At 45.5% G+C, this 18,522-nt stretch carries 18 protein-coding genes; 11 read left to right on the plus strand and 7 right to left on the minus strand.

The genetic code is table 11. The annotated features are described in order from the left end of the window. The first annotated feature begins 76 nt into the window (after nt 1-76). A complete protein-coding gene (locus A3GI_RS0103375; protein ID WP_018360065.1) occupies nt 77-1,513 on the plus strand; it encodes a fimbria major subunit in 1,437 nt (478 codons plus the stop codon). Nucleotides 1,514-1,611: 98 nt separating this feature from the next. After that, a complete protein-coding gene (gene rd, locus A3GI_RS0103380) occupies nt 1,612-1,773 on the plus strand; it encodes a rubredoxin (RefSeq protein WP_018360066.1) in 162 nt (53 codons plus the stop codon). Between the two features lie 333 nt (nt 1,774-2,106). Here the strand turns inward: rd and ribD are convergent, their stop codons facing one another. Beyond that, nucleotides 2,107-3,096 carry a bifunctional diaminohydroxyphosphoribosylaminopyrimidine deaminase/5-amino-6-(5-phosphoribosylamino)uracil reductase RibD gene (gene ribD / locus A3GI_RS0103390; RefSeq protein ID WP_018360068.1) on the minus strand — a complete coding sequence of 330 codons (990 nt, stop codon included), beginning with the start codon at nt 3,094-3,096 and terminating at the stop codon, nt 2,107-2,109. A 25-nt stretch (nt 3,097-3,121) separates the two neighbouring features. On the opposite strand from ribD, the gene A3GI_RS0103395 reads away from it, so the two are divergent. The 9 genes from A3GI_RS0103395 to A3GI_RS0103435 all read left to right on the plus strand — a co-directional run bounded on the left by A3GI_RS0103395 (nt 3,122) and on the right by A3GI_RS0103435 (nt 11,348). Further along, on the plus strand, nt 3,122-4,015 hold the full coding sequence (locus tag A3GI_RS0103395) for a HemK/PrmC family methyltransferase (protein ID WP_018360069.1): 894 nt from the start codon (nt 3,122-3,124) through the stop codon (nt 4,013-4,015). Then, on the plus strand, nt 4,008-4,499 hold the full coding sequence (locus A3GI_RS0103400) for a regulatory protein RecX (protein ID WP_018360070.1): 492 nt from the start codon (nt 4,008-4,010) through the stop codon (nt 4,497-4,499). Before A3GI_RS0103395 ends, A3GI_RS0103400 begins: the two co-directional genes overlap by 8 nt. A 283-nt stretch (nt 4,500-4,782) precedes the next feature. Then, nucleotides 4,783-5,445 (plus strand): ComF family protein, encoded by a 663-nt coding sequence (locus tag A3GI_RS10395; protein WP_169333225.1) that lies wholly within the window; start codon nt 4,783-4,785, stop codon nt 5,443-5,445. A gap of 60 nt (nt 5,446-5,505) precedes the next feature. Continuing rightward, entirely contained in the window at nt 5,506-6,198 is a 693-nt protein-coding gene (locus A3GI_RS0103410) for a peptidylprolyl isomerase (protein WP_018360072.1), read from the plus strand. 68 nt (nt 6,199-6,266) lie between these two features. Further along, nucleotides 6,267-7,613 (plus strand): MATE family efflux transporter, encoded by a 1,347-nt coding sequence (locus A3GI_RS0103415; protein ID WP_018360073.1) that lies wholly within the window; start codon nt 6,267-6,269, stop codon nt 7,611-7,613. Nucleotides 7,614-7,796: 183 nt separating this feature from the next. Beyond that, nucleotides 7,797-8,375, plus strand: a complete 579-nt coding sequence (locus A3GI_RS0103420; protein WP_018360074.1) for a sigma-70 family RNA polymerase sigma factor — start codon at nt 7,797-7,799, stop codon at nt 8,373-8,375. 103 nt (nt 8,376-8,478) lie between these two features. Further along, nucleotides 8,479-9,912: a DUF7033 domain-containing protein gene (locus tag A3GI_RS0103425; protein ID WP_018360075.1), complete on the plus strand. Its 1,434-nt coding sequence runs from the start codon at nt 8,479-8,481 to the stop codon at nt 9,910-9,912. Then, nucleotides 9,902-10,957 (plus strand): bifunctional 3-deoxy-7-phosphoheptulonate synthase/chorismate mutase type II, encoded by a 1,056-nt coding sequence (locus A3GI_RS0103430; protein ID WP_018360076.1) that lies wholly within the window; start codon nt 9,902-9,904, stop codon nt 10,955-10,957. The genes A3GI_RS0103425 and A3GI_RS0103430 overlap by 11 nt, the downstream gene beginning before the upstream one ends. Then, on the plus strand, nt 10,950-11,348 hold the full coding sequence (locus tag A3GI_RS0103435; RefSeq protein ID WP_018360077.1) for a 2-amino-4-hydroxy-6-hydroxymethyldihydropteridine diphosphokinase: 399 nt from the start codon (nt 10,950-10,952) through the stop codon (nt 11,346-11,348). Before A3GI_RS0103430 ends, A3GI_RS0103435 begins: the two co-directional genes overlap by 8 nt. A 97-nt stretch (nt 11,349-11,445) precedes the next feature. Here the strand turns inward: A3GI_RS0103435 and A3GI_RS10400 are convergent, their stop codons facing one another. The 6 genes from A3GI_RS10400 to A3GI_RS0103465 form a co-directional block, all read right to left on the minus strand. After that, nucleotides 11,446-13,122 carry a diphosphate--fructose-6-phosphate 1-phosphotransferase gene (locus A3GI_RS10400; protein ID WP_025079520.1) on the minus strand — a complete coding sequence of 559 codons (1,677 nt, stop codon included), beginning with the start codon at nt 13,120-13,122 and terminating at the stop codon, nt 11,446-11,448. Nucleotides 13,123-13,220: 98 nt separating this feature from the next. After that, entirely contained in the window at nt 13,221-13,796 is a 576-nt protein-coding gene (gene gmk / locus A3GI_RS0103445) for a guanylate kinase (RefSeq protein WP_025079521.1), read from the minus strand. Between the two features lie 82 nt (nt 13,797-13,878). Next, nucleotides 13,879-14,922, minus strand: a complete 1,044-nt coding sequence (gene recA / locus A3GI_RS0103450; RefSeq protein ID WP_018360080.1) for a recombinase RecA — start codon at nt 14,920-14,922, stop codon at nt 13,879-13,881. A gap of 22 nt (nt 14,923-14,944) precedes the next feature. Beyond that, entirely contained in the window at nt 14,945-15,421 is a 477-nt protein-coding gene (gene bcp, locus A3GI_RS0103455; RefSeq protein ID WP_018360081.1) for a thioredoxin-dependent thiol peroxidase, read from the minus strand. A gap of 87 nt (nt 15,422-15,508) precedes the next feature. Next, nucleotides 15,509-16,375, minus strand: a complete 867-nt coding sequence (locus A3GI_RS0103460) for an endonuclease/exonuclease/phosphatase family protein (protein WP_018360082.1) — start codon at nt 16,373-16,375, stop codon at nt 15,509-15,511. Nucleotides 16,376-16,396: 21 nt separating this feature from the next. Further along, on the minus strand, nt 16,397-18,445 hold the full coding sequence (locus tag A3GI_RS0103465; protein ID WP_018360083.1) for a M3 family metallopeptidase: 2,049 nt from the start codon (nt 18,443-18,445) through the stop codon (nt 16,397-16,399). Nucleotides 18,446-18,522: the final 77 nt, after the last annotated feature.

Below are 18,522 nucleotides of genomic sequence, written 5' to 3' on the forward strand. Positions count from 1 at the left end.
CGAAGAGAGGCTATCTGTGTTCATGGATAGTCTCTTTTTTCTGCCGGTTATCTAATACTTTAAATATCATTCAAAAATGAAAAAACATCTACTTTTTGTATTCGCTTTATTTCTAATTGCGATCTCTTCCTGTAATAAGGCAGATCGTTTTGCCTCCATTCCTGAGAAAGGGAATATTGACGATTCTCCGTCCGGCCATTATATCAATATTGAGATACGAAATGCTCCTTCTGTTTTAAGGAATTCGGAGGAAGCCGATCCCATGAAAAAGATTGAAAAACTGCTGTTTGTTTTCTATGCCGATAATCCCGAAAAAGTTGTATATCGTTATGCCTGTTCGGCAAAAGACCTTGTCGATTCCAATGTTACGTTAAGACTGAAACCTGATGATTATAAACTGCTTGTCATAGCCAATCCGATTTCATCCGTATACTCATTGGTGCAAAAGGATGCTCCTTTGCAGGCGGTTGAAACGGAAATAAAAGGTTTGACAAAGGAGTTCATGAACAAAAACAGTGAAAATCAGGTCGAAACCATCACGATGTCTAATGATCAAGGTTTGCTGTCTGTTTCAAAATCTAATTTCTATAAAGAAGAGAGTGAGGATGCAGTCGAGCCGGTTAAAGTCGTACTGGCTCCGGTTCTCGCCCGTGTTTTGGTTGCCGGTGTCCCCACGGTACAGAACGGTAAAATCAGAGGAAAAGGTCACTATGTGATCAATACGCTCAGTCAAAGCATCTTTTTGATGCGCCGGATGGCTTTGTTGAAGAGTGGAAAGCAAGAGGTTGCGAATGACGGGAGCAAAACAGCAGACCGTTATGCCTATTCTCCGGGATATGACAAAATGAGCTCGAATTCGGATATACCCATCTCTTCCATTGAGAACGGAGCCAAAGCTCCTTGGACAGATATTTTGCCTGATAAACAGGATTTTATAAAGTTATATTCCGATCACCGTGTTTATGCCAAGGAGACGGCAGTAAACTCTGATGCCGTTTTCCGCTGCGTCACTCCTAACGTCATATTGAAAATTCAATATATTCCGGAGTCCCTTGATTTGAAGGAGAGTGAGGGGTGGTTCAAATTTGAAGGCTGTTGTTATGGTGAAGAACAATTCAAGAAAATGATTTTGGAAAAGAATTTTGCCGAAAAATATCCTTCGTTAAGTAAGACCGTAGATTTAATAAAAAAAGAGAATGGTGTTGATTTTCAGAAATTGGATAAAGGCCTCGATCTCCATGGATTGAAATTCTATTATCGTTCGGAGAATTACTACGTTATCTTTATCAACCATTTTTCCTATGGAAAACCCGAAGAGAATAAAACATACGGACGATACGGTGTGATCAGAAACAATCAGTATATTTTAAATCTGAAACAAATTCAGGGTGAAGGCGAGCCCGTTTTCATCAATCTTAAAAATGACCGGAGCTCTATTCTCGAAAGCATGAAAAATAAAGTTGAGATTACAGTTCAGGATTTAGGCTCTCATGAGCAAGATCTGTTTTTATAGATTTTTTCTATTATCATATAGATTTTAGCTACATTATATATATTATATTTGTTTAGCACTTAGAAAAACGAATATTAATAAACAACTATTATTGCATTATGAAAAAGTATGTTTGCACAGTTTGCGGTTATGTGTATGATCCGGCAGTAGGAGATCCCGATAGCGGTATTGCACCGGGCACGGCATTTGAAGATATACCCGATGATTGGGTGTGCCCGTTATGCGGCGTTACGAAAGAAGATTTTGAAGTAGAGGAGTAATAGAATCATTTAAGGGATTTTCGTAAATAGCTTTGGACTAAAATAAAAGAGCCTGAATTATTCAGGCTCTTTTATTTATTTTATGGGTATACATTTAGAATATTAAAAGGCTCGTTTGTTCGAATTACCCAAAGAAAAAAAGGACGCCGCCCGGCATCCTTTTTCGTGGTTCTTAAATGGTATCAGTTCAAGTGGAAAAAGATTGTTTTGTTTTCTGGATACAAATGTGCCATATATTTTATTACTCTCCAAAGAATTTAATATGTTATTAAACATCTTTTCCGGTTTGAAAGTCCATTTATATACTATTTTCCTGAAAAAACATGTTTTTATCTAATAAACAGGAGCATATATACCTTCATTTAGATATATGGGGCTAACTTCCTCATCGATTCGGTCGTAGAGGTTCGATTTTATGAATAATGCCAATGTTTCGGCTCCACCTTCCACCATCAAACTTCGGATATTCATTTCATGCAATTTTTTTAGCAAAGCCGGCAGAAAGGGTTGTGAGAAATCTGTTTGCCAGTATTCTACTCCCGGAATCGGATCGATTTTATTGATTGTGCTGTCGATTATGCGAAGAGTAGCTATGCTGCCGTCGAACAGATGGAGATTATTCGGCAGTGCTTTGTTTCTGTCGAGAACGATGCGAAGGGGCGTTTTTCCTCCCGGCCAATAGCGATTGTTTAACTTCGGATTATCCAGCAGGGCTGTTCGATAACCGACCAAAATGGCGTCGTGCGTCATGCGCATACGGTGTACTTCGCGCATACGGACAGGGCTGCTAAAGCATATGGGAGGGATAGACGAAGAGTTTCGTTTTTTATCCATGAAACCATCTGCACTTCGTGCCCATTTGAGTGTGATATACGGACGCTTTTTTTCCACTGCTGTCAGAAAGAAACGGTTTAATTCCCTTGCTTCGGCTTCCAAAATACCGCAAACGACTTCTACGCCCGCTTCTCGCAGCATCTTTTCGCCTTGCCCCGATACTTCGGGGAAGGGATCGCGCATAGCCATCACCACACGTGGAATTTCCTTTCGGATGATAAGTTCTGCACACGGTGGCGTTTTCCCGTAGTGAGAGCAGGGTTCCAGACTCACGTATATCGTACTTCGTTTTAACAATTCCTTGTCGTGCACGCTTCGGACAGCTTCCACCTCGGCATGAGGCCATCCGGCTTTGTGATGATACCCTTCGCCGATGATACGGCCGTCACATACGATTACGGCCCCCACCAGCGGGTTGGGCGAGGTCTGTCCTTCTGCCATCCGGGCCAACTCCAGGCAACGGCGCATGTAGTGTTCGTCTGTAGTCATTTATAATTTATTACATTTGCTGACGATGTTAACGATTGACCGGGCACGCAAATTACTCGAACAGAGCTGTCAAAATCTATACGATTCTTCCGAATTAAAAGCCATCGGCTCCATACTTCTGGAAGAGCTCTTTTCGTGTACGCGTACGGCAATGTTATTAATGGACAAAAATACGCTTTTGTCTGCGGAACAGGAAGAGCAGTGGATTCGTTGGCTGCATAAGCTCGCAGAAAAGATACCGTTGCAATATGTTTTGGGTTATACGTTTTTCCGGCATCACCGGATTCTCGTTGCTCCGGGTGTGCTTATTCCGAGACCCGAGACCGAGGAACTTGTCGGCTGGGTATTGCAGGAGCATCATGCTTCGGAGGCATTGAATATCTTGGATGTCGGAACGGGTAGCGGTTGCATCGCACTGGCTTTGGCTTCCGAATTGCCGCATGCACAGGTTTTCGCCTTAGAAGTGTCGGATAAGGCAGCAGCTGTGGCACGGGAAAATTTTTTTGGTTGCCAAAAAGATATTTCTTCGCGGTTAAATCTTATTACAGGAGATTTATTCGATGTCTCTTCTTTTGCCCGTAAGATGCCTGCCATCGATATTGTTGTCAGCAATCCCCCTTATATCAAACCCGGTGAAGCTGTTGCCATGACTCCCGGCGTACTGGATTACGAGCCGCACGGCGCCCTGTTTGTGCCGGCAGAAGACCCCACTGTTTTTTATTCCGGCATAGCATCCTTGTATGGCCGGGGTATCTGCTCCCGGGGAGTGGAGATATATGTAGAAATTAACCCTTTGTTATGGCAGGAGACTTCCCAGGCCATGTTGCGAGTATTGCCTGCCGGTACTGCGTGTACGGAGAGAAGAGACCTCAGTGGAAAAGTCAGAATGCTCAAATTAACCGTTCCGTATCATGAATAAGGAGAAAAAAAGTCTGACATTCGACCGATTGAGAGATAAGGCCGAAGTTTATTGTATGAGAGCCGAACACTGCAGTATGCAGGTGAGCAATCTGCTTAAACGTCATGGGGCCACTCATGAGCAGACTGTGCAGATTATTGAAGGTTTGAAGAAGGAGGGTTTTATCGATGAATCCCGTTTTTCAGAGGCTTTTGCTCGTGACAAACACCGGTTCAACGGTTGGGGAAAGGAGCGTATCCGTTTAGAGCTGAAAGCCCGGCATATTGCCGAAGCGGATATTGTGCGGGCTTTGGAGCTTCTGACCGAACAGTTCGATATGCAGAGTGCCGTTGAAGAGCTTTTAATGAAGAAGTACAGAAGTCTGAAAGATTTTTCTTTTGGCTCGGCTTATCCTAAACTGATGCGTTACGGCCTGTATCGCGGTTACAGCTACGAATTGGTCGATAAGGTTGCTCGAGAACTCCTGAAAGACAACAGAGAATAGAGTCCTGTAGGGCGTAAATAAAACTCATTGTCTGACGTTCAAAATTCTTAGCGCAATGGATTTTCAACGAAGTTAACTTGGATTTTTTTTCTTTGCCTGAAGAATTTTTATCCATCAGGCAGAGAATTTTCTGCCCTCAAACGATGCCGAAAAAACGGCCGAGCATAAAAATGTTGCAGATGGATTTAATGCTATCATAAAGAGTGTCATATTTGTATCGCAAATCGAATTGTTTTTTACTCCTTCCTGAACCATGAAGTTTTTGAAATGGTCTCATCCCTGTATGACAGCAGTCCTGGATTTCTTATATCCTCGTTATTGCCCGTGCTGTTCGGTCAGGCTGTCTTCTGCGGAAAACGGTGTTTGTCCTTTCTGTATGATCCGGATGGCACGTTATTGCGAGGCTACGGTACAGGCGCGCGATCGTTTGGATGCTATTTACCTCCTTTCCGGTTTGGACAGTCTTTTTCTTTATCAAAAAGCGGGGCTGATTAGAAAGGTCATTCACGACTTCAAATATAACGGCAATAAATCTTTGGGCAGCATGCTGGGGCGTATGGGGGTCCGCACGTTTCAGTGGAGCAGGGACGGTTATGACTGTATCGTTGCAATCCCCATAGATCCCGTAAGAAAGATGAAGCGAGGGTATAGTCAAACCGATGTACTGGCACAGGCCGTAAGCCGTGAAACGGGGATACCGTTTTTGCCCGATGCTCTTTGCAGAAAGGCATTCAGCCACAGCCAAACCGCAGTCACAGCCATGGAACGGGAAGAAAATGTAAGTAAAGCCTTTTCGGTTAGAAAACCGGAGACGCTGAAAGGAAAACGCATCCTTTTGGTCGATGATATTTTAACGACGGGTTCCACCCTCACGGCTGCGGGTATTTTATTGGAAGCCTGCGGCGTGCAGTCTATCCGTATCTTTACGCTGGCTGTAACGGAGTAGTGTTTCGTAAGATTATGGTACTTTTATGCTAACTTTGACACATTATAATAGCAGTTCTGTATGAAACACATTTATAAGACTCTGACCTTGGCGGTGGTGATACTCGGCATCATGAACCTGTTTACTCTGGAGGCTCAATCTACCGGTACGAAAACCGCTAACACGAAAGTGCTGGTTGTTACCAATAAAGGAAAAATCACGTTGGAATTATTTAATGAAACACCCTTGCATCGCGACAATTTCCTTATGCTGGTTCGCAGCGGTGCATACAACGGTGTGCACTTTCACCGCATCGTGCCCGGTTTTGTGATTCAGGGCGGTAATTTGATGACCAAAAATGCCCGTAAGGGGATGGATATGCATCAGGACACTTTGACACGCACTGTTCCTGCCGAATTTATGCCCGAAAAATATTTTCACGAACGCGGAGCTTTGTGTGCTGCCAGAGAATCCGACGATACCAATCCGTCCAAGGCTTCCAGCGGCAGTCAGTTTTATATCGTTACCGGCAGGTATTATACGGAATACGATTTGCAGAAAATGTCCATGGATTATGGAAAAACTTTTACGGATGCTCAGAAAGAAGCTTATAAACTTCAAGGCGGAACTCCCAGCCTCGATGGCAGTTATACCGTATTCGGCCGCGTGATAGACGGGATGGATACGGTTATGAAAATCGAAAAATGCGAAACGGACGGGAAAGACCAGCCCGTGAAGCCCGTAATCATCAAATCGATGTCGATTATTCCTTAAATCTTTTTACTGTCTGATTGTTCTTGGGGTGCCTTACTGCTTAAGCTCAGCATTTGTGCCCCGTTTTTATGAATTTTACCGGCCATTCGATAGACAAACAACTGATTAAACTCGGTTTGCCCATTATTTTAGGGCAGATCGGCTATATTTTCGTGGCCTTTGCAGACAATATGATGGTAGGCCATTATGGCACTGAAGAGCTGGCGGCCGCTTCTTTTGTCAATAATTTGCTGGGGATTACATTTATTTTCGGGCTCGGATTTTCATACGGGCTAACCCCAATGGTGGCAAAAGCTTATGTACTCGGGCATAAGAAAAAAGCCGGCCGGTTGCTGAAAGACAGTATTGGAGTAAACAGTCTGGTGGGGGTAATGCTGGTGGCCGTGATGATGTTGATGTATATGTCGTTGGAGCTTTTCGGAGCCCCCGAGGAATTGCTCCCTCTCATCAAGCCATACTTCGTTCTTCAAACCATATCGTTGTTTATCGCAATCGTTTTCGGAGCGTTCAAACAGTTTTTCGACGGAGTGGGGAATACGGCGTTGAGCATGTGGGTGCTTCTTTCGTCGAATGTGCTCAATATCGCAGGTAACTGGCTGTTGATTTATGGTCCCGGCTGCTTTCCCGAATGGGGGCTTTTCGGTGCCGGCGTCTCCTCTCTTTTTGCCAGAGTTTTTACGCTCGTTGTGCTGTGGGCTGTTTTCCTGAAAAGCAAAAAACGAAAAGAGGAAAGAATCGGATATTTTTCCCGAAGAAAGAAACACTACCGGATGGCGCTGATTCGTTTGGGTTTGCCCATAGGCATTCAATTGGGAGTAGAGGCTGCCTCTTTTTCCATTGCTGTGGTTTATGTCGGTTGGTTGGGAAGCAAAGCTTTGGCTGCGCATCAGATTATTTCGGTGGTAACGACGCTCGGCTTCATGGTTTATTACGGATTTGGAGCTGCAACGACGATCATGGTCAGTAATTTCAAGGCAGAAAATAATTTTATGGCCATTAGGGCTGTCATTCGTTCGGGCTTGAAATTGAGTGCTTACGTTGCAGCGCTTGTGGTGCTTATCATCATCTGTTCCCGTCATTATATCGGTTATCTATTTACGAATGATACCGAAGTTTGCGCTATGGTTGCTCTGGCTTTATTGCCCGTGCTTATTTATCAGTTCGGCGATGTTATGCAAATCATTTATGCCAATGCACTCAGAGGTTTGGAGGATGTTCGCTTTTTGGCGAAGGCAGCCGTATTGGTACACGTTGTTATAGCTCCGGCCGTTTCTTATATTTTCGGTTTTTTGCTGGGGATAGAAGATACCGGAGCTCGACTTGCTGCTATCTGGAGCGCTTTCCCTATCAGTTTGACCATTTTGGGCTTCATGCTGAGAAGCCGGTTTAGAAAACTTTACCGTCCGGATCTTTAGGGATGCACTCTCGGATTTGGGCGTTACTATTTACTCCTTGCCTTTTATTTATGTCGGGAAAAGATATTTTGTAGCCATTTTTCTTTTTAGCTTAGCTGTAACAATTTGACCTGAAAACTGTTTCAAAGAAAAGGAATATCGGCTTTGTTTTCCCTCAAAACGATAGTAGTCCGGTTTAGGTATATGAAAAAAGCAGATTCTGCCTCTGAGGAAAAAGACCAATATATTTTGGAACTGTTTCAAACAGCTCCGAAAGAGGCTTTTCGTTTGCTGTTCGATACCTACCATCTGAAACTCTGCCTTTTTGTTGTAAGGTTTACAGACTCTTTCGAGATGGCCGAGGATATCGTACAGGACTTTTTTGTCTACTTTTGGGAGAAAAAATCTTACCGGCAGATTAAGCACAATCTGCGTCGTTATCTTTACACTTCTGTTCGTAATGCCTCGATTGCAGCGTTGCAAAAACATAATTTACTTTCCATGGAAACACTTTGCGGTATCGATATGCAACATTTCATGGAAGATATCGAGAAAGGCGAAGAGGAGGAGCAGAAAGAAGAGCATTTCCGCCTTTTGCCCGGGAAATTAGAGAAACTGACGCCTCAGGAACGTCTCGTCGTTACTGCGGTTATCCTTGAGAATAAAAAGTACAAGGAGGCAGCCGGAGAGCTGAATATTTCGATAAACACCCTTAAAACGCTCCTTTCCCGTGCTCTCAAGAGGTTGCGTAAAGAATATAATTTGCTCTCTTTATTTCTGTAACGGTGAGTTTACCCGGTTTTATTATGGAGAGGACAGGAGAATAGATTGAGGTCTTCTCGTGGTAAATGTGCAGGAAACGTTATCTTTGCCCTAAGAATCAAAGATGCAGGCTTTAGAAATGATCGACAATTCTACCATACGCTATCTGATTCGTTTTGTAACGAACTTGAACGTGTCGGATGAAAACGGTTTATCGGCTACACGGCTGATAGGCTATACCGATAACCCGCAGGAGATGCTGCAATACAGAATTGTCATCAAGCCGTCCGGATTCTTCAAGATCGGCAACTACGGTACCGAAGCATCGTTTCCCATGCTGCCTCTGAAGAAATGGCACGGCATTCCGATTTTATTCGGGGAGGGCGACGATCATGACAAGCCTGCGGATATTTATCCGGTGGAAGGGCAAGGAAAATATCCGGTTATCATTCAGGCCGATCTGATCGCCGGGGCTTACTTTCTGATTAGCCGTTACGAAGAGATGTACAAGCGTAAAATCCGTGATTCTCACGGACGTTTCCCCGGTAAAGAATCCATCCCGTTCAAGGGTAATTTTATACACCGCCCCGTTATCGACGAATACGGGCGAGAATTGAGGCGGATGTTGAGGCAATTGGGCGTGCCGTTGGAAGAAGAAACCGCACCTCACGTTTTTTCCCGGATTTATCTTACGCACAATATTTTTTCCCCTTTTTGTCAAAACAGGAGAACGGAATATTTCGAGCACTTCAAATACCGTATGTTCCTGCTCTTCAAACGTTGGGCAGCAAGAGCGAATTTAAGGTATCACGAGAATGAGACCAGCAGTACAAAGTTCTTGGAGTGGGACAGATCGGTGGGGAAACATTTTGCCAAAGGATCCGTAAAAACGATTTTTTTCATGCTTACCCCGGGGCATAGCAATGAAAATAAACGCATACACCGGTTGACGCACTATACGAACCGCTTCCTTAGGAAAGCCATCTTGAGGTACAGGGTCGTCGTGGGGCTTTCCTGCAATAAAGAGTGCTGCCTGCACCCTGAATTGATATCTAAAGCCCGCAAACAGTTGAAAACTCAGTTCGGCGTTTGGACGCAGTACGGCCGCTTCGAATATTTGGCAGCACGCGAGCCCGAAGATTTTATTGCTTTGTATGAAAGTGGTATCCGTCATGATTTTTCCATGGGGTACTTCGATGTTCCGGGGTTCAGGTTGGGTACCGCCAGACCGGTATATTTTATCAATCCGTCGTTAGGCAAGTTAACGGACTTGCTTATTCATCCGCTTACCATTTCAGACCGCTCTCTCAGCGACCATGACGGTATGCGTATGACTTATGAAGAGGCTCTGGGGTATGCACAGGGGTTGGTGAAAAAGGTGGCGGAGGTAAACGGCGAACTTGTGCTTTCGTGGCATAGCGATTTGTTGAACAAAGAAAACCATGAGTATCACTCTCGTCTTTACCGTGATCTTCTGAGGCTTATCATAGATTTGGAGGAAAAATATCAAGAAACGTTGAACGCACACTCTGCCGGTAATCAGCCTTATGCGCAATAATAATTCCCATCCGCTCCTTGTCATTGCCGGCCCTTGCAGTGCCGAAAGCGAACGGCAGGTGATGCAAACAGCCGAAGAGCTTTATACCCTGGGTATCAGAAACTTTAGAGCCAGTCTTTGGAAACCGCGTACCCGTCCCGGCGGTTTCGAAGGAGTGGGGGGCAAAGGTATCCCATGGTTGCAGCGCGTAAAGAGAGAGCTGGGTATGAACGTGACCACCGAAGTGGCCACTCCGGAGCATGTTCGCCAAGCGCTCGAGGCCGATTTCGATACCCTTTGGGTGGGAGCACGTACTACGTCGAGTCCTTTTGCCATCGATGCCATTGCAAGAGCTTTGCGCGCAAAGTCCGATATTACCGTTATGGTCAAAAACCCCATCAATCCCGATCTGAATTTATGGGTGGGGGCTATTATGCGTTTTCGCGAGGCCGGTATCGACCATATCAAGGCTATTCACAGGGGGTTCAGTACATACGGTGTTACGAGCTACCGCAACCCTCCGCACTGGCAAATACCTTTGGAGTTGAAAAGACTGTATCCGGACATGGATATTCTGGTCGATCCGAGTCATATCACAGGGCGAAGCGAACTGGTGGCATCGGTCTGCCAACTGGCTTTGGATATGCACTTCGATGGGCTTATTGTGGAAAGTCACTGCAACCCGCACGAGGCATTGAGCGACAGCAGACAACAGATTCGCCCGAAAGATTTGGGACACATCTTACGGCATCTGCACCGGCCGGATGCCAACCCTTCCGACAAAAAAAGTATGCTTACGAATGCCCGTATGGAGATAGACCGGATAGACGAACAGCTTATCGAACTGTTGGCTGAGCGACAACGTATAAGCAGGCAAATCGGAAATATCAAAGCTCAGTATGGAATGCCCGTCGTTCAAACCGAACGGTTTGAAGAAACACTGAAAACGCGCAGAGAATGGGCTGTTAATCATCACCTCCGCACGGAATATGTCGATGAGCTTTGGAATATTATCCATGAAGAGTCCATCAAGAAACAAAAGAAGGACATCGATAGGCATGATTAACCGTGTTATTATTTCGTTGGGCAGCAACGAAGATCCTCAAAGTCGTCTGCCGAAGGCCTGTATGCTTATTAAAAGACTGATACCGGAGATACGTTATAGCCCGGCCATGGAAACGGAACCGATCGATTGCCCGGACAGTAAAAACTTTTTCACGGATATTATCGCTGTCGGTTTTACTCCGATGAGCATCGGTATGTTGCAAAAACGGTTGAAAGAAATAGAATATTTGTTGGGACGCAAGTCCCGCGAAAAGCGTACGCCGGGAGTTGTAGAGATCGATGTCGATCTGCTTTTATGGAATAAAAAATGTTTGAAGCCCGAAGATTTCAAAAGACCTTATATCAGTATCGGGCTGGAGCATTTGGGCGAGCCGGTACCTGTACGTCTATAATCGACAATTTGCTTTTTCTTAAAGACCTGTCGATAATAATAAAAGCGCCTCACGGATGTCTGTCTGTGAGGCGCTTTATTATGGATGTGGGTTTTTATCAGAATGTTTCGATATCCGAGTTTTTATGCGGATGTTCCAAACTTAAAGTAATCGAAGGTTTGTCGCACAGTTCATCGGGGCCGAAGAACTGTATGGGACCCGGATAACGATAGTGCGTTTTCAGAGCCCACTCTTTGCGATGCTCGCTGAAATAACGGTAAGGAGCGCCTTCCAGATCCACCAGTGCCTTGCGGATAACGGGTTTCATGCTGCCATGGCGACGTTCCATGTCCATCATCATTACGATGGGTACGCCGCCGGCAATCCACTCTTCGGGCTTGGCCGTGGTGTTGCGCACCGTAGACATATAGCCCGTAACTCCGGACTCGGCCAGACAGGCAGCCGTACGCCCCAGTGCATAACAATAGTTGGCATCGAAATTAGAGGGCATCGAACAACGTCCCTCGTAACCGAAGAAGTGGGTAATGGTGGAAAATTTACCGTTATATTTACCGGCTTTACGCATTTCTTCCAAACGTTTGCCCACAAGATAAACCAGAAGTTTTTCGGTTTCGATGAGAGATACCTGTACGTTGCCGTGCGAATCGCGGTCGAGAGCCAGCTGGCGTGCCACGCTGTCCGGCAAACTGGCATAAACTTCCGCATTTTCGGCAGATAGCTTGGAGGTCATATAATCATGTTTTTCTTCCTCCGGCACACGGCGATATTCCTCTTCATGATCGACCAGATAGTCATTAAGCTCGGCTATCAGTTTCTTTATGGAGGGGAGGAATTCGATCAGACCTTCGGGGATGAGCACCGTACCGAAGTTTTCTCCGTTTTGAGCACGTTTAGCCACAATCTTGGCTATATAGTCCACAATCTCTTTCAGCGTGATATTATTTTGCTCTACTTCTTCGCTGATAATGGTAACATTGGGGTGAGTTTGCAAAGCACATTCAAGAGCGATGTGGGAAGCCGAACGTCCCATCAATTTAATGAAGTGCCAGTATTTTTTTGCCGAATCGCAGTCTCGCAAAGTGTTGCCGATAACTTCGCTGTAAACTTTCGTTGCCGTATCGAAACCGAAAGAAGTTTCGATGTGTGCATTTTTCAAATCTCCATCGATCGTTTTCGGACAGCCGATTACCTGAACGGGAGCGTTAATGGATTTATAATATTCGGCCAAAATGGCGGCGTTGGTATTCGAATCGTCTCCACCGATAATTACGAGGACATCGATATTCAGCTTTTGAATAATTTCCAGACCCAGATCGAACTGTTCTTTCGTTTCCAGTTTTGTACGGCCCGAGCCGATCATGTCGAATCCTCCCGTATTGCGGTAGTCGTCGATAATATCAGCCGTCAATTCTTTATACTGGTGATTGATCAATCCGTCCGGCCCCATCAGAAAACCATACAAATGGCTATCGGGGTGGATTTTCTTGATGCCGTCGAAGATTCCGGCTATTACATTATGTCCACCCGGAGCTTGTCCTCCTGAAAGAATAACGCCTGCATTGATGGGTTTTGCCTCTTTTTTTGCATTTTCTTCACCTGTTTCAAAAGTCAACTCGGGCATACCGAATGTATTCGGAAACAGCAGGCGAATATCTTCTTCACAACCTATACTCTTTGTTTGCGCTCCGGATACGGCCTTCACGGCTCCGCGGAGAGCTTTCGGCAGTTTCGGGCTATAGGTGGCACGATACTGCTGCATTGCACTCTTTATCATAGTTCTATAGTTTTATGGCAAAAGTCTTACGATAATAAATAATTATATTATCATACGGCAAATATCGTAAATTTTCTTCAGAACCATACTATATGAGCCTAACGACTTTTCAAAAAGAATTCGATAACTCTGCGTACTTGAGAAAAACACTCTTCCAAATCGTCGTTGACAATCCTGCAATCGAAATCTCCCGCCATGGCCATTTCCTGTTCGGCCTTATCCAACCGCTCTTTTATCACCTCCGGGCTGTCGGTATTTCTGCTCACCAGTCTTTGTCGAAGCGCTTGCATCGAAGGAGGCATAATGAAAATGGCCAAAGCGTCTTTGTCATAAAAACGCTTGATGTTTAATCCGCCCACCACATCGACATCGAAAATTGCTACATTGCCTTCCGAGTCGATACGGTCTACCTCGTTTTTCAGTGTGCCGTAGAAGCGTCCCGGATAAACTTCTTCATACTCCAAAAACTCGTTGCGGGCTATACGTTCCCTGAACTCTTTTTCAGAGAGAAAATAGTATTCGCATCCATGTTTTTCCTTGCCACGGGGAGCACGGCTTGTGGCGGAGATAGAGAATGACAGACGCAGATGAGGCGCTTCGCGTATTAATTTATTGATGACGGTGCTTTTACCCGTGCCGCTGGGTGCAGAAATAATAATGACCTTCTTAGACATGTCTGTATCGCAGTAGAATGTTGATATATAGAAAAAAGGGTGCCTTACATTGCTGCGGGGCACCCTCTATGTACAGGCACAATCATGCCTTCTTGTTTTTTGCCTCTATGGCTTCATGAATTTTTGCTGTAAGTTCCTCTGCCAGTTCCGGATTGTCGAGTATCGTCTGTTTGGCAGCCTCGCGCCCTTGCCCGAGTTTCGTTTCGCCATAACTGAACCATGAGCCGCTTTTCTTGATGACTTCGTAGTCTACACCCAAGTCGATGATCTCGCCCGAACGACTGATACCTTCACCGAAAATGATGTCGAACTCCGCTTTTCTAAAAGGCGGAGCTACTTTGTTTTTAACCACTTTGACCTTGGTCAGGTGTCCTAAAACATCTTCGCCGTCTTTAATCGGGCTGCTCTTACGGATATCCAGTCGTACTGAAGCATAAAATTTCAAGGCGTTACCCCCTGTCGTGGTTTCGGGATTTCCGAACATTACTCCGATTTTTTCCCGCAATTGGTTAATGAAGATGCAGCAGGTATTCGACTTGTTTACCGCACCCGTTATCTTGCGCAATGCCTGAGACATCAGGCGTGCATGCAGACCGACCTTATTGTCGCCCATATCGCCTTCGATCTCGGCTTTCGGAGTCAGTGCGGCTACCGAGTCTATAACTACGATATCCACGGCCGAGGAGCGGATCAATTGCTCGGCAATCTCTAAAGCCTGTTCTCCGTTGTCGGGTTGAGAAATCCAGAGGTTGTCCACATCGACGCCCAGCAATTCTGCATAACTGCGGTCGAAAGCATGTTCGGCATCGATGATTGCCGCCAGTCCGCCCTGTTTTTGCGCTTCGGCTATCGCATGGATAGCCAGCGTGGTTTTTCCGGACGATTCGGGGCCGAAGATTTCCACAATGCGTCCCCGGGGGTATCCGCCCACACCGAGAGCAAGGTCTAAGCCGATCGAACCGCTGTGAATAACGCTTACATCTTCTACATAAGCTTTACCCATATTCATGATAGAACCCTTACCGAAGTTCTTCTCGATTTTCTCCATAGCCATGTGCAATGCCTTGAGTTTTTGCTCATCGGGCTGCACGCGCATGTCTGTTTTGTGTTCTAATTCTTCCGCCATAAAAAGGGGTATGAAAGTGTAATTATATCTGATTGTTTTTTTCGATTAGAGTCAGCAGTTGATTGGCGTGATCTTTGGTTTTTACCTCTTTTCCTTTTAGGACGGCAGTAATCCTGCCCTCCGGATCGATCAGGAATGTAGAGCGCTCCGTACCCATATATTTGCGGCCGTACATACTTTTCTCCACCCATACGCTGAACAGCTCATGCAACTCCTTTTCCGTATCTGCGATCAATGTGAAGGGCAGTTCGTATTTTTCGATAAATCCTCTGTGGCTTTTTGCCGAATCTTTGCTTACGCCGATAACCTCATAGCCGGCTTTCTTCAGATCGGCAATACCGTCTCGAAGACTGCAAGCCTCTGCCGTACAGCCCGAAGTATTGTCTTTCGGATAGAAATAAAGGGCAATGGATTTCCCGGGAAAATCGGATCTGCGTATTTCCTTATCGTTTTGGTCTTTCCCCAATAAATCGGGGGCTATATCACCTGCCTGCATCATATCTTTTTGTTGGTTTATCCATGTGTTTGTATATGCGAACTCGTTCAAAACGAGCTATCTATACAAAGATAGTTTTTTTTGCTACACTTATTTAAGACGTAGAGAAACGACTACGGGGCAGTGGTCGGAAGGAAAATTACCTTGCCCGGTGGTTATATCCAATACGGCATAATAGAGTACGTCTATTTCACCGCGCACGAAAATGTAGTCGATAAGCACCCGTTTATCTTCCGGCAAAGAGCCGAACTCCTGGTAACTCCATCGAGGACCTAACACGACGGGGGAGAGTGTGCGACTGTCTTTCAGATGAAGAGGATTGCCCGTATCGGTAAGTTTTTTTATAACAGGATCATCGGGTGAGGCGTTAAAATCTCCCATCAACACGGCCGGTCTTCCTTTGGCCAATGAATCTATAGCCTGCAACAACAGGTCGACAGACCGTAGACGAGCTTCTTTCCCCACATGATCGAGATGTACATTCATAACCAAAACTTCACGCTTTGTATGTGTTGGAGTGACGATTGCCCATGTAGCGATCCGCTCGCATGCCGCATCCCACCCTTTACCGGGTTGGCTCGGTGTTTCGCTCAACCAGAAATAACCCCATTTGCGAACAGTATTTCCCCGGAAAGCGGCCAAGGCACTGTGTTCGCCCTGTTCTTTTCCATCTTCACGCCCCACGCCGTATAGTTTGACTTTCAGTCCCTTTTCCAAAAAATGCAGTTGAGGACTGAGCACTTCCTGAAGTCCCAGAATGTTCGGATTGAACATCTTTATCATCTGAAGTACCTTTTCTTTCCTGTCCTCATGCCAACGGTTCGGAGCTTTGTCATAGTCATTGGCATAACGGATATTGTAGGTCATAACCTCGAAAGGCGTGGAAGGAGCTGTTTTCTGTGCATAAGCGGAAATAATATTCAATACCGAACAAAGCAACAATGCTACTCTTTTCATAATTATGGTTTTATTGAAAAATCAATCGGTTAATCCATCACGTTTAAGTAAGGCTTCGATGGTCGGTTTCCTGCCGCGAAAGGCCTCGTACAGCTCCATAGCCTCGCGTTTATCCCCCTGTTTCAGGACCTCATGCCTGAAGCGGTTTGCCACCTCCCGGCTGAAGAGTCCTTTTTCCTGAAAATAGCCGAAGGCATCGGCATCCAGAACCTCTGCCCATTTATAACCGTAGTAACCGCTGGCGTATCCGCCCGAAAAAATATGGTTAAAAGCCGTACTCATCATCGTACCTTCGGGCGAAGGCGGTAAAAGCAGGGCTTTAGCCCATGCTTCTTCTTCAAAAGTTTTTACCCGGATTTCTTTCGGCAGGGGTTCGGTACGCGTGTGATAAGCCATATCCAGATAACCGAAACTTAATTGACGACAGGCTGCATATCCCACCAGAAAGTGTCGGGCTGCCAACATCTTGTCGATTAAAGCTGCCGGTATCTTTTCCCCCGTCTGATAATGGCAGGCAAAACTGTCCAGCCATTCGCGTTCCGTAAGCCAGTTCTCCATTAACTGACTCGGTAGTTCCACAAAATCACGAGCAACAGAAGTGCCGGAAATAGAAGCATATTTGCAGCGGGTAAGCATCCCATGCAAAGCATGTCCGAACTCATGCAGGAAGGTTCCTACTTCTCCGGGTGTTAAAAGACTCGGTTTTTCTGCTGTCGTTGGCGTGAAGTTCATAACCAGCACAATGTGCGGTCGATGATCCTCGCCGTTTCGGTCTATATACTGATCCTGCAAGCCATTCATCCAAGCGCCGCTTTTTTTCCCTTTCCGAGGGAAGAAATCCGTATATAGAAGTCCCAAATAGGAGTCGTCTTCATCCTGAACTTCGTATACCTTTACTTCTTTGTGATACACCGGTATATTCTCATTTCGTTTGAACGTTATACCGTATAAACGGGTTGCCAGTCCGAAAACGCCATCGATAACATTTTCCAGTTTGAAGTAAGGGCGCAGCATTTCATCGTCGAGTTCATAATGTGTCTGCCGGTATTGTTCCGCCCAATAGCTCCAGTCCCACGCCATCAACTCTCCCTGATGTCCGTTTTCCGCAGCATAAGAGCGAATGGTTTCCAGCTCTTTTTCTCCTACGGGTTTATATGCTTCCAGCAATTCGTCCAGTAGCCGGTATACGGCTCCCGGCTCTTTGGCCATGCGGTCGTGGAGGGCTAAATGGGCAAAGGTCTCGTACCCCAGCATTTTTGCTGAAGTCAGACGATTATTTACAATGTCGATAACGTTTTGTTCATTATTATAGTCGTCGTTCTTTGCCCCTACGCTCATTTTGGCCAAATACATCTTTTTGCGTAAGTGACTATGAGGATTATGTTGGAGAAAAGGAAAATAGGACGGTGCGGAAAGGTCGAACAGCCAGCCCTTTCCGTCTGATTTTTCTTCAGCTCTGTGCCTTGCCATTCCCAGCACCGTTTCAGGCATACCGGCTACATCGGCAGAATCAGTGAGATGCAGAGTATAGGTCTGTTCGTCTCTCAGTACATTCTGTCCGTAAGTCAGAGTGAGTTTGCTCTGTTCCAGACTAAGCCGTTCCAGTTTCTTTTTCTCTTCATCAGGCAGCAGTGCGCCGCTATCCTTGAATCCATCGTAGGTCTCTTTCAGTATTCGCCTGTCTTCCTCATCCAGTCCGAACTCATCTTGTCTTTCATATACGTTTTTAATACGATCGAACAAAGGTTTGGAAAGAGAAATATAGTTGCCCAGTTCCGTAAGCATGGGCATGATCTGCTGAGAAATTTCCTGCAAACCGTCGGTGCTGTTGCTGTGCAGCAGGTTAAAGAAAACGTTAGACACCTTTTCTAATTTTTCACTGCCGCGCTCTAAGGGCAGCAGTGTGTTTTCGAACGTAGGCGTATCGGGATTGTTTATAATGCTATCGACTAAAGCCCTTTTTTCGGCTATACCTTCCGTAAAGGCCGGGATATAATCTTCTTCTTTGAACGTATCGAACGGGTAAGCTCCATAAGGTGTCGTATAGTTTGCCAGCAAGGGGTTTTCCATAAATACTGTGTGATGATAAGATGTTCAATCTAAAATAGCGGAAAAACGATTTTCTTGAAACGAATAAATTTCCGGAT

Source organism: Porphyromonas macacae DSM 20710 = JCM 13914, from assembly GCF_000379945.1.
Lineage (GTDB): Bacteria > Bacteroidota > Bacteroidia > Bacteroidales > Porphyromonadaceae > Porphyromonas > Porphyromonas macacae.

What these genes read in the sequence shown, in the direction of transcription:
- A3GI_RS0103375 (WP_018360065.1), top strand. Translation starts at nt 77, where the DNA reads ATGAAAAAACATCTACTTTTTGTATTCGCTTTATTTCTAATTGCGATC.
- rd (WP_018360066.1), top strand. Translation starts at nt 1,612, where the DNA reads ATGAAAAAGTATGTTTGCACAGTTTGCGGTTATGTGTATGATCCGGCA.
- ribD (WP_018360068.1), bottom strand. Translation starts at nt 3,096, where the DNA reads ATGACTACAGACGAACACTACATGCGCCGTTGCCTGGAGTTGGCCCGG.
- A3GI_RS0103395 (WP_018360069.1), top strand. Translation starts at nt 3,122, where the DNA reads ATGTTAACGATTGACCGGGCACGCAAATTACTCGAACAGAGCTGTCAA.
- A3GI_RS0103400 (WP_018360070.1), top strand. Translation starts at nt 4,008, where the DNA reads ATGAATAAGGAGAAAAAAAGTCTGACATTCGACCGATTGAGAGATAAG.
- A3GI_RS10395 (WP_169333225.1), top strand. Translation starts at nt 4,783, where the DNA reads ATGACAGCAGTCCTGGATTTCTTATATCCTCGTTATTGCCCGTGCTGT.
- A3GI_RS0103410 (WP_018360072.1), top strand. Translation starts at nt 5,506, where the DNA reads ATGAAACACATTTATAAGACTCTGACCTTGGCGGTGGTGATACTCGGC.
- A3GI_RS0103415 (WP_018360073.1), top strand. Translation starts at nt 6,267, where the DNA reads ATGAATTTTACCGGCCATTCGATAGACAAACAACTGATTAAACTCGGT.
- A3GI_RS0103420 (WP_018360074.1), top strand. Translation starts at nt 7,797, where the DNA reads ATGAAAAAAGCAGATTCTGCCTCTGAGGAAAAAGACCAATATATTTTG.
- A3GI_RS0103425 (WP_018360075.1), top strand. Translation starts at nt 8,479, where the DNA reads ATGCAGGCTTTAGAAATGATCGACAATTCTACCATACGCTATCTGATT.
- A3GI_RS0103430 (WP_018360076.1), top strand. Translation starts at nt 9,902, where the DNA reads ATGCGCAATAATAATTCCCATCCGCTCCTTGTCATTGCCGGCCCTTGC.
- A3GI_RS0103435 (WP_018360077.1), top strand. Translation starts at nt 10,950, where the DNA reads ATGATTAACCGTGTTATTATTTCGTTGGGCAGCAACGAAGATCCTCAA.
- A3GI_RS10400 (WP_025079520.1), bottom strand. Translation starts at nt 13,122, where the DNA reads ATGATAAAGAGTGCAATGCAGCAGTATCGTGCCACCTATAGCCCGAAA.
- gmk (WP_025079521.1), bottom strand. Translation starts at nt 13,796, where the DNA reads ATGTCTAAGAAGGTCATTATTATTTCTGCACCCAGCGGCACGGGTAAA.
- recA (WP_018360080.1), bottom strand. Translation starts at nt 14,922, where the DNA reads ATGGCGGAAGAATTAGAACACAAAACAGACATGCGCGTGCAGCCCGAT.
- bcp (WP_018360081.1), bottom strand. Translation starts at nt 15,421, where the DNA reads ATGATGCAGGCAGGTGATATAGCCCCCGATTTATTGGGGAAAGACCAA.
- A3GI_RS0103460 (WP_018360082.1), bottom strand. Translation starts at nt 16,375, where the DNA reads ATGAAAAGAGTAGCATTGTTGCTTTGTTCGGTATTGAATATTATTTCC.
- A3GI_RS0103465 (WP_018360083.1), bottom strand. Translation starts at nt 18,445, where the DNA reads ATGGAAAACCCCTTGCTGGCAAACTATACGACACCTTATGGAGCTTAC.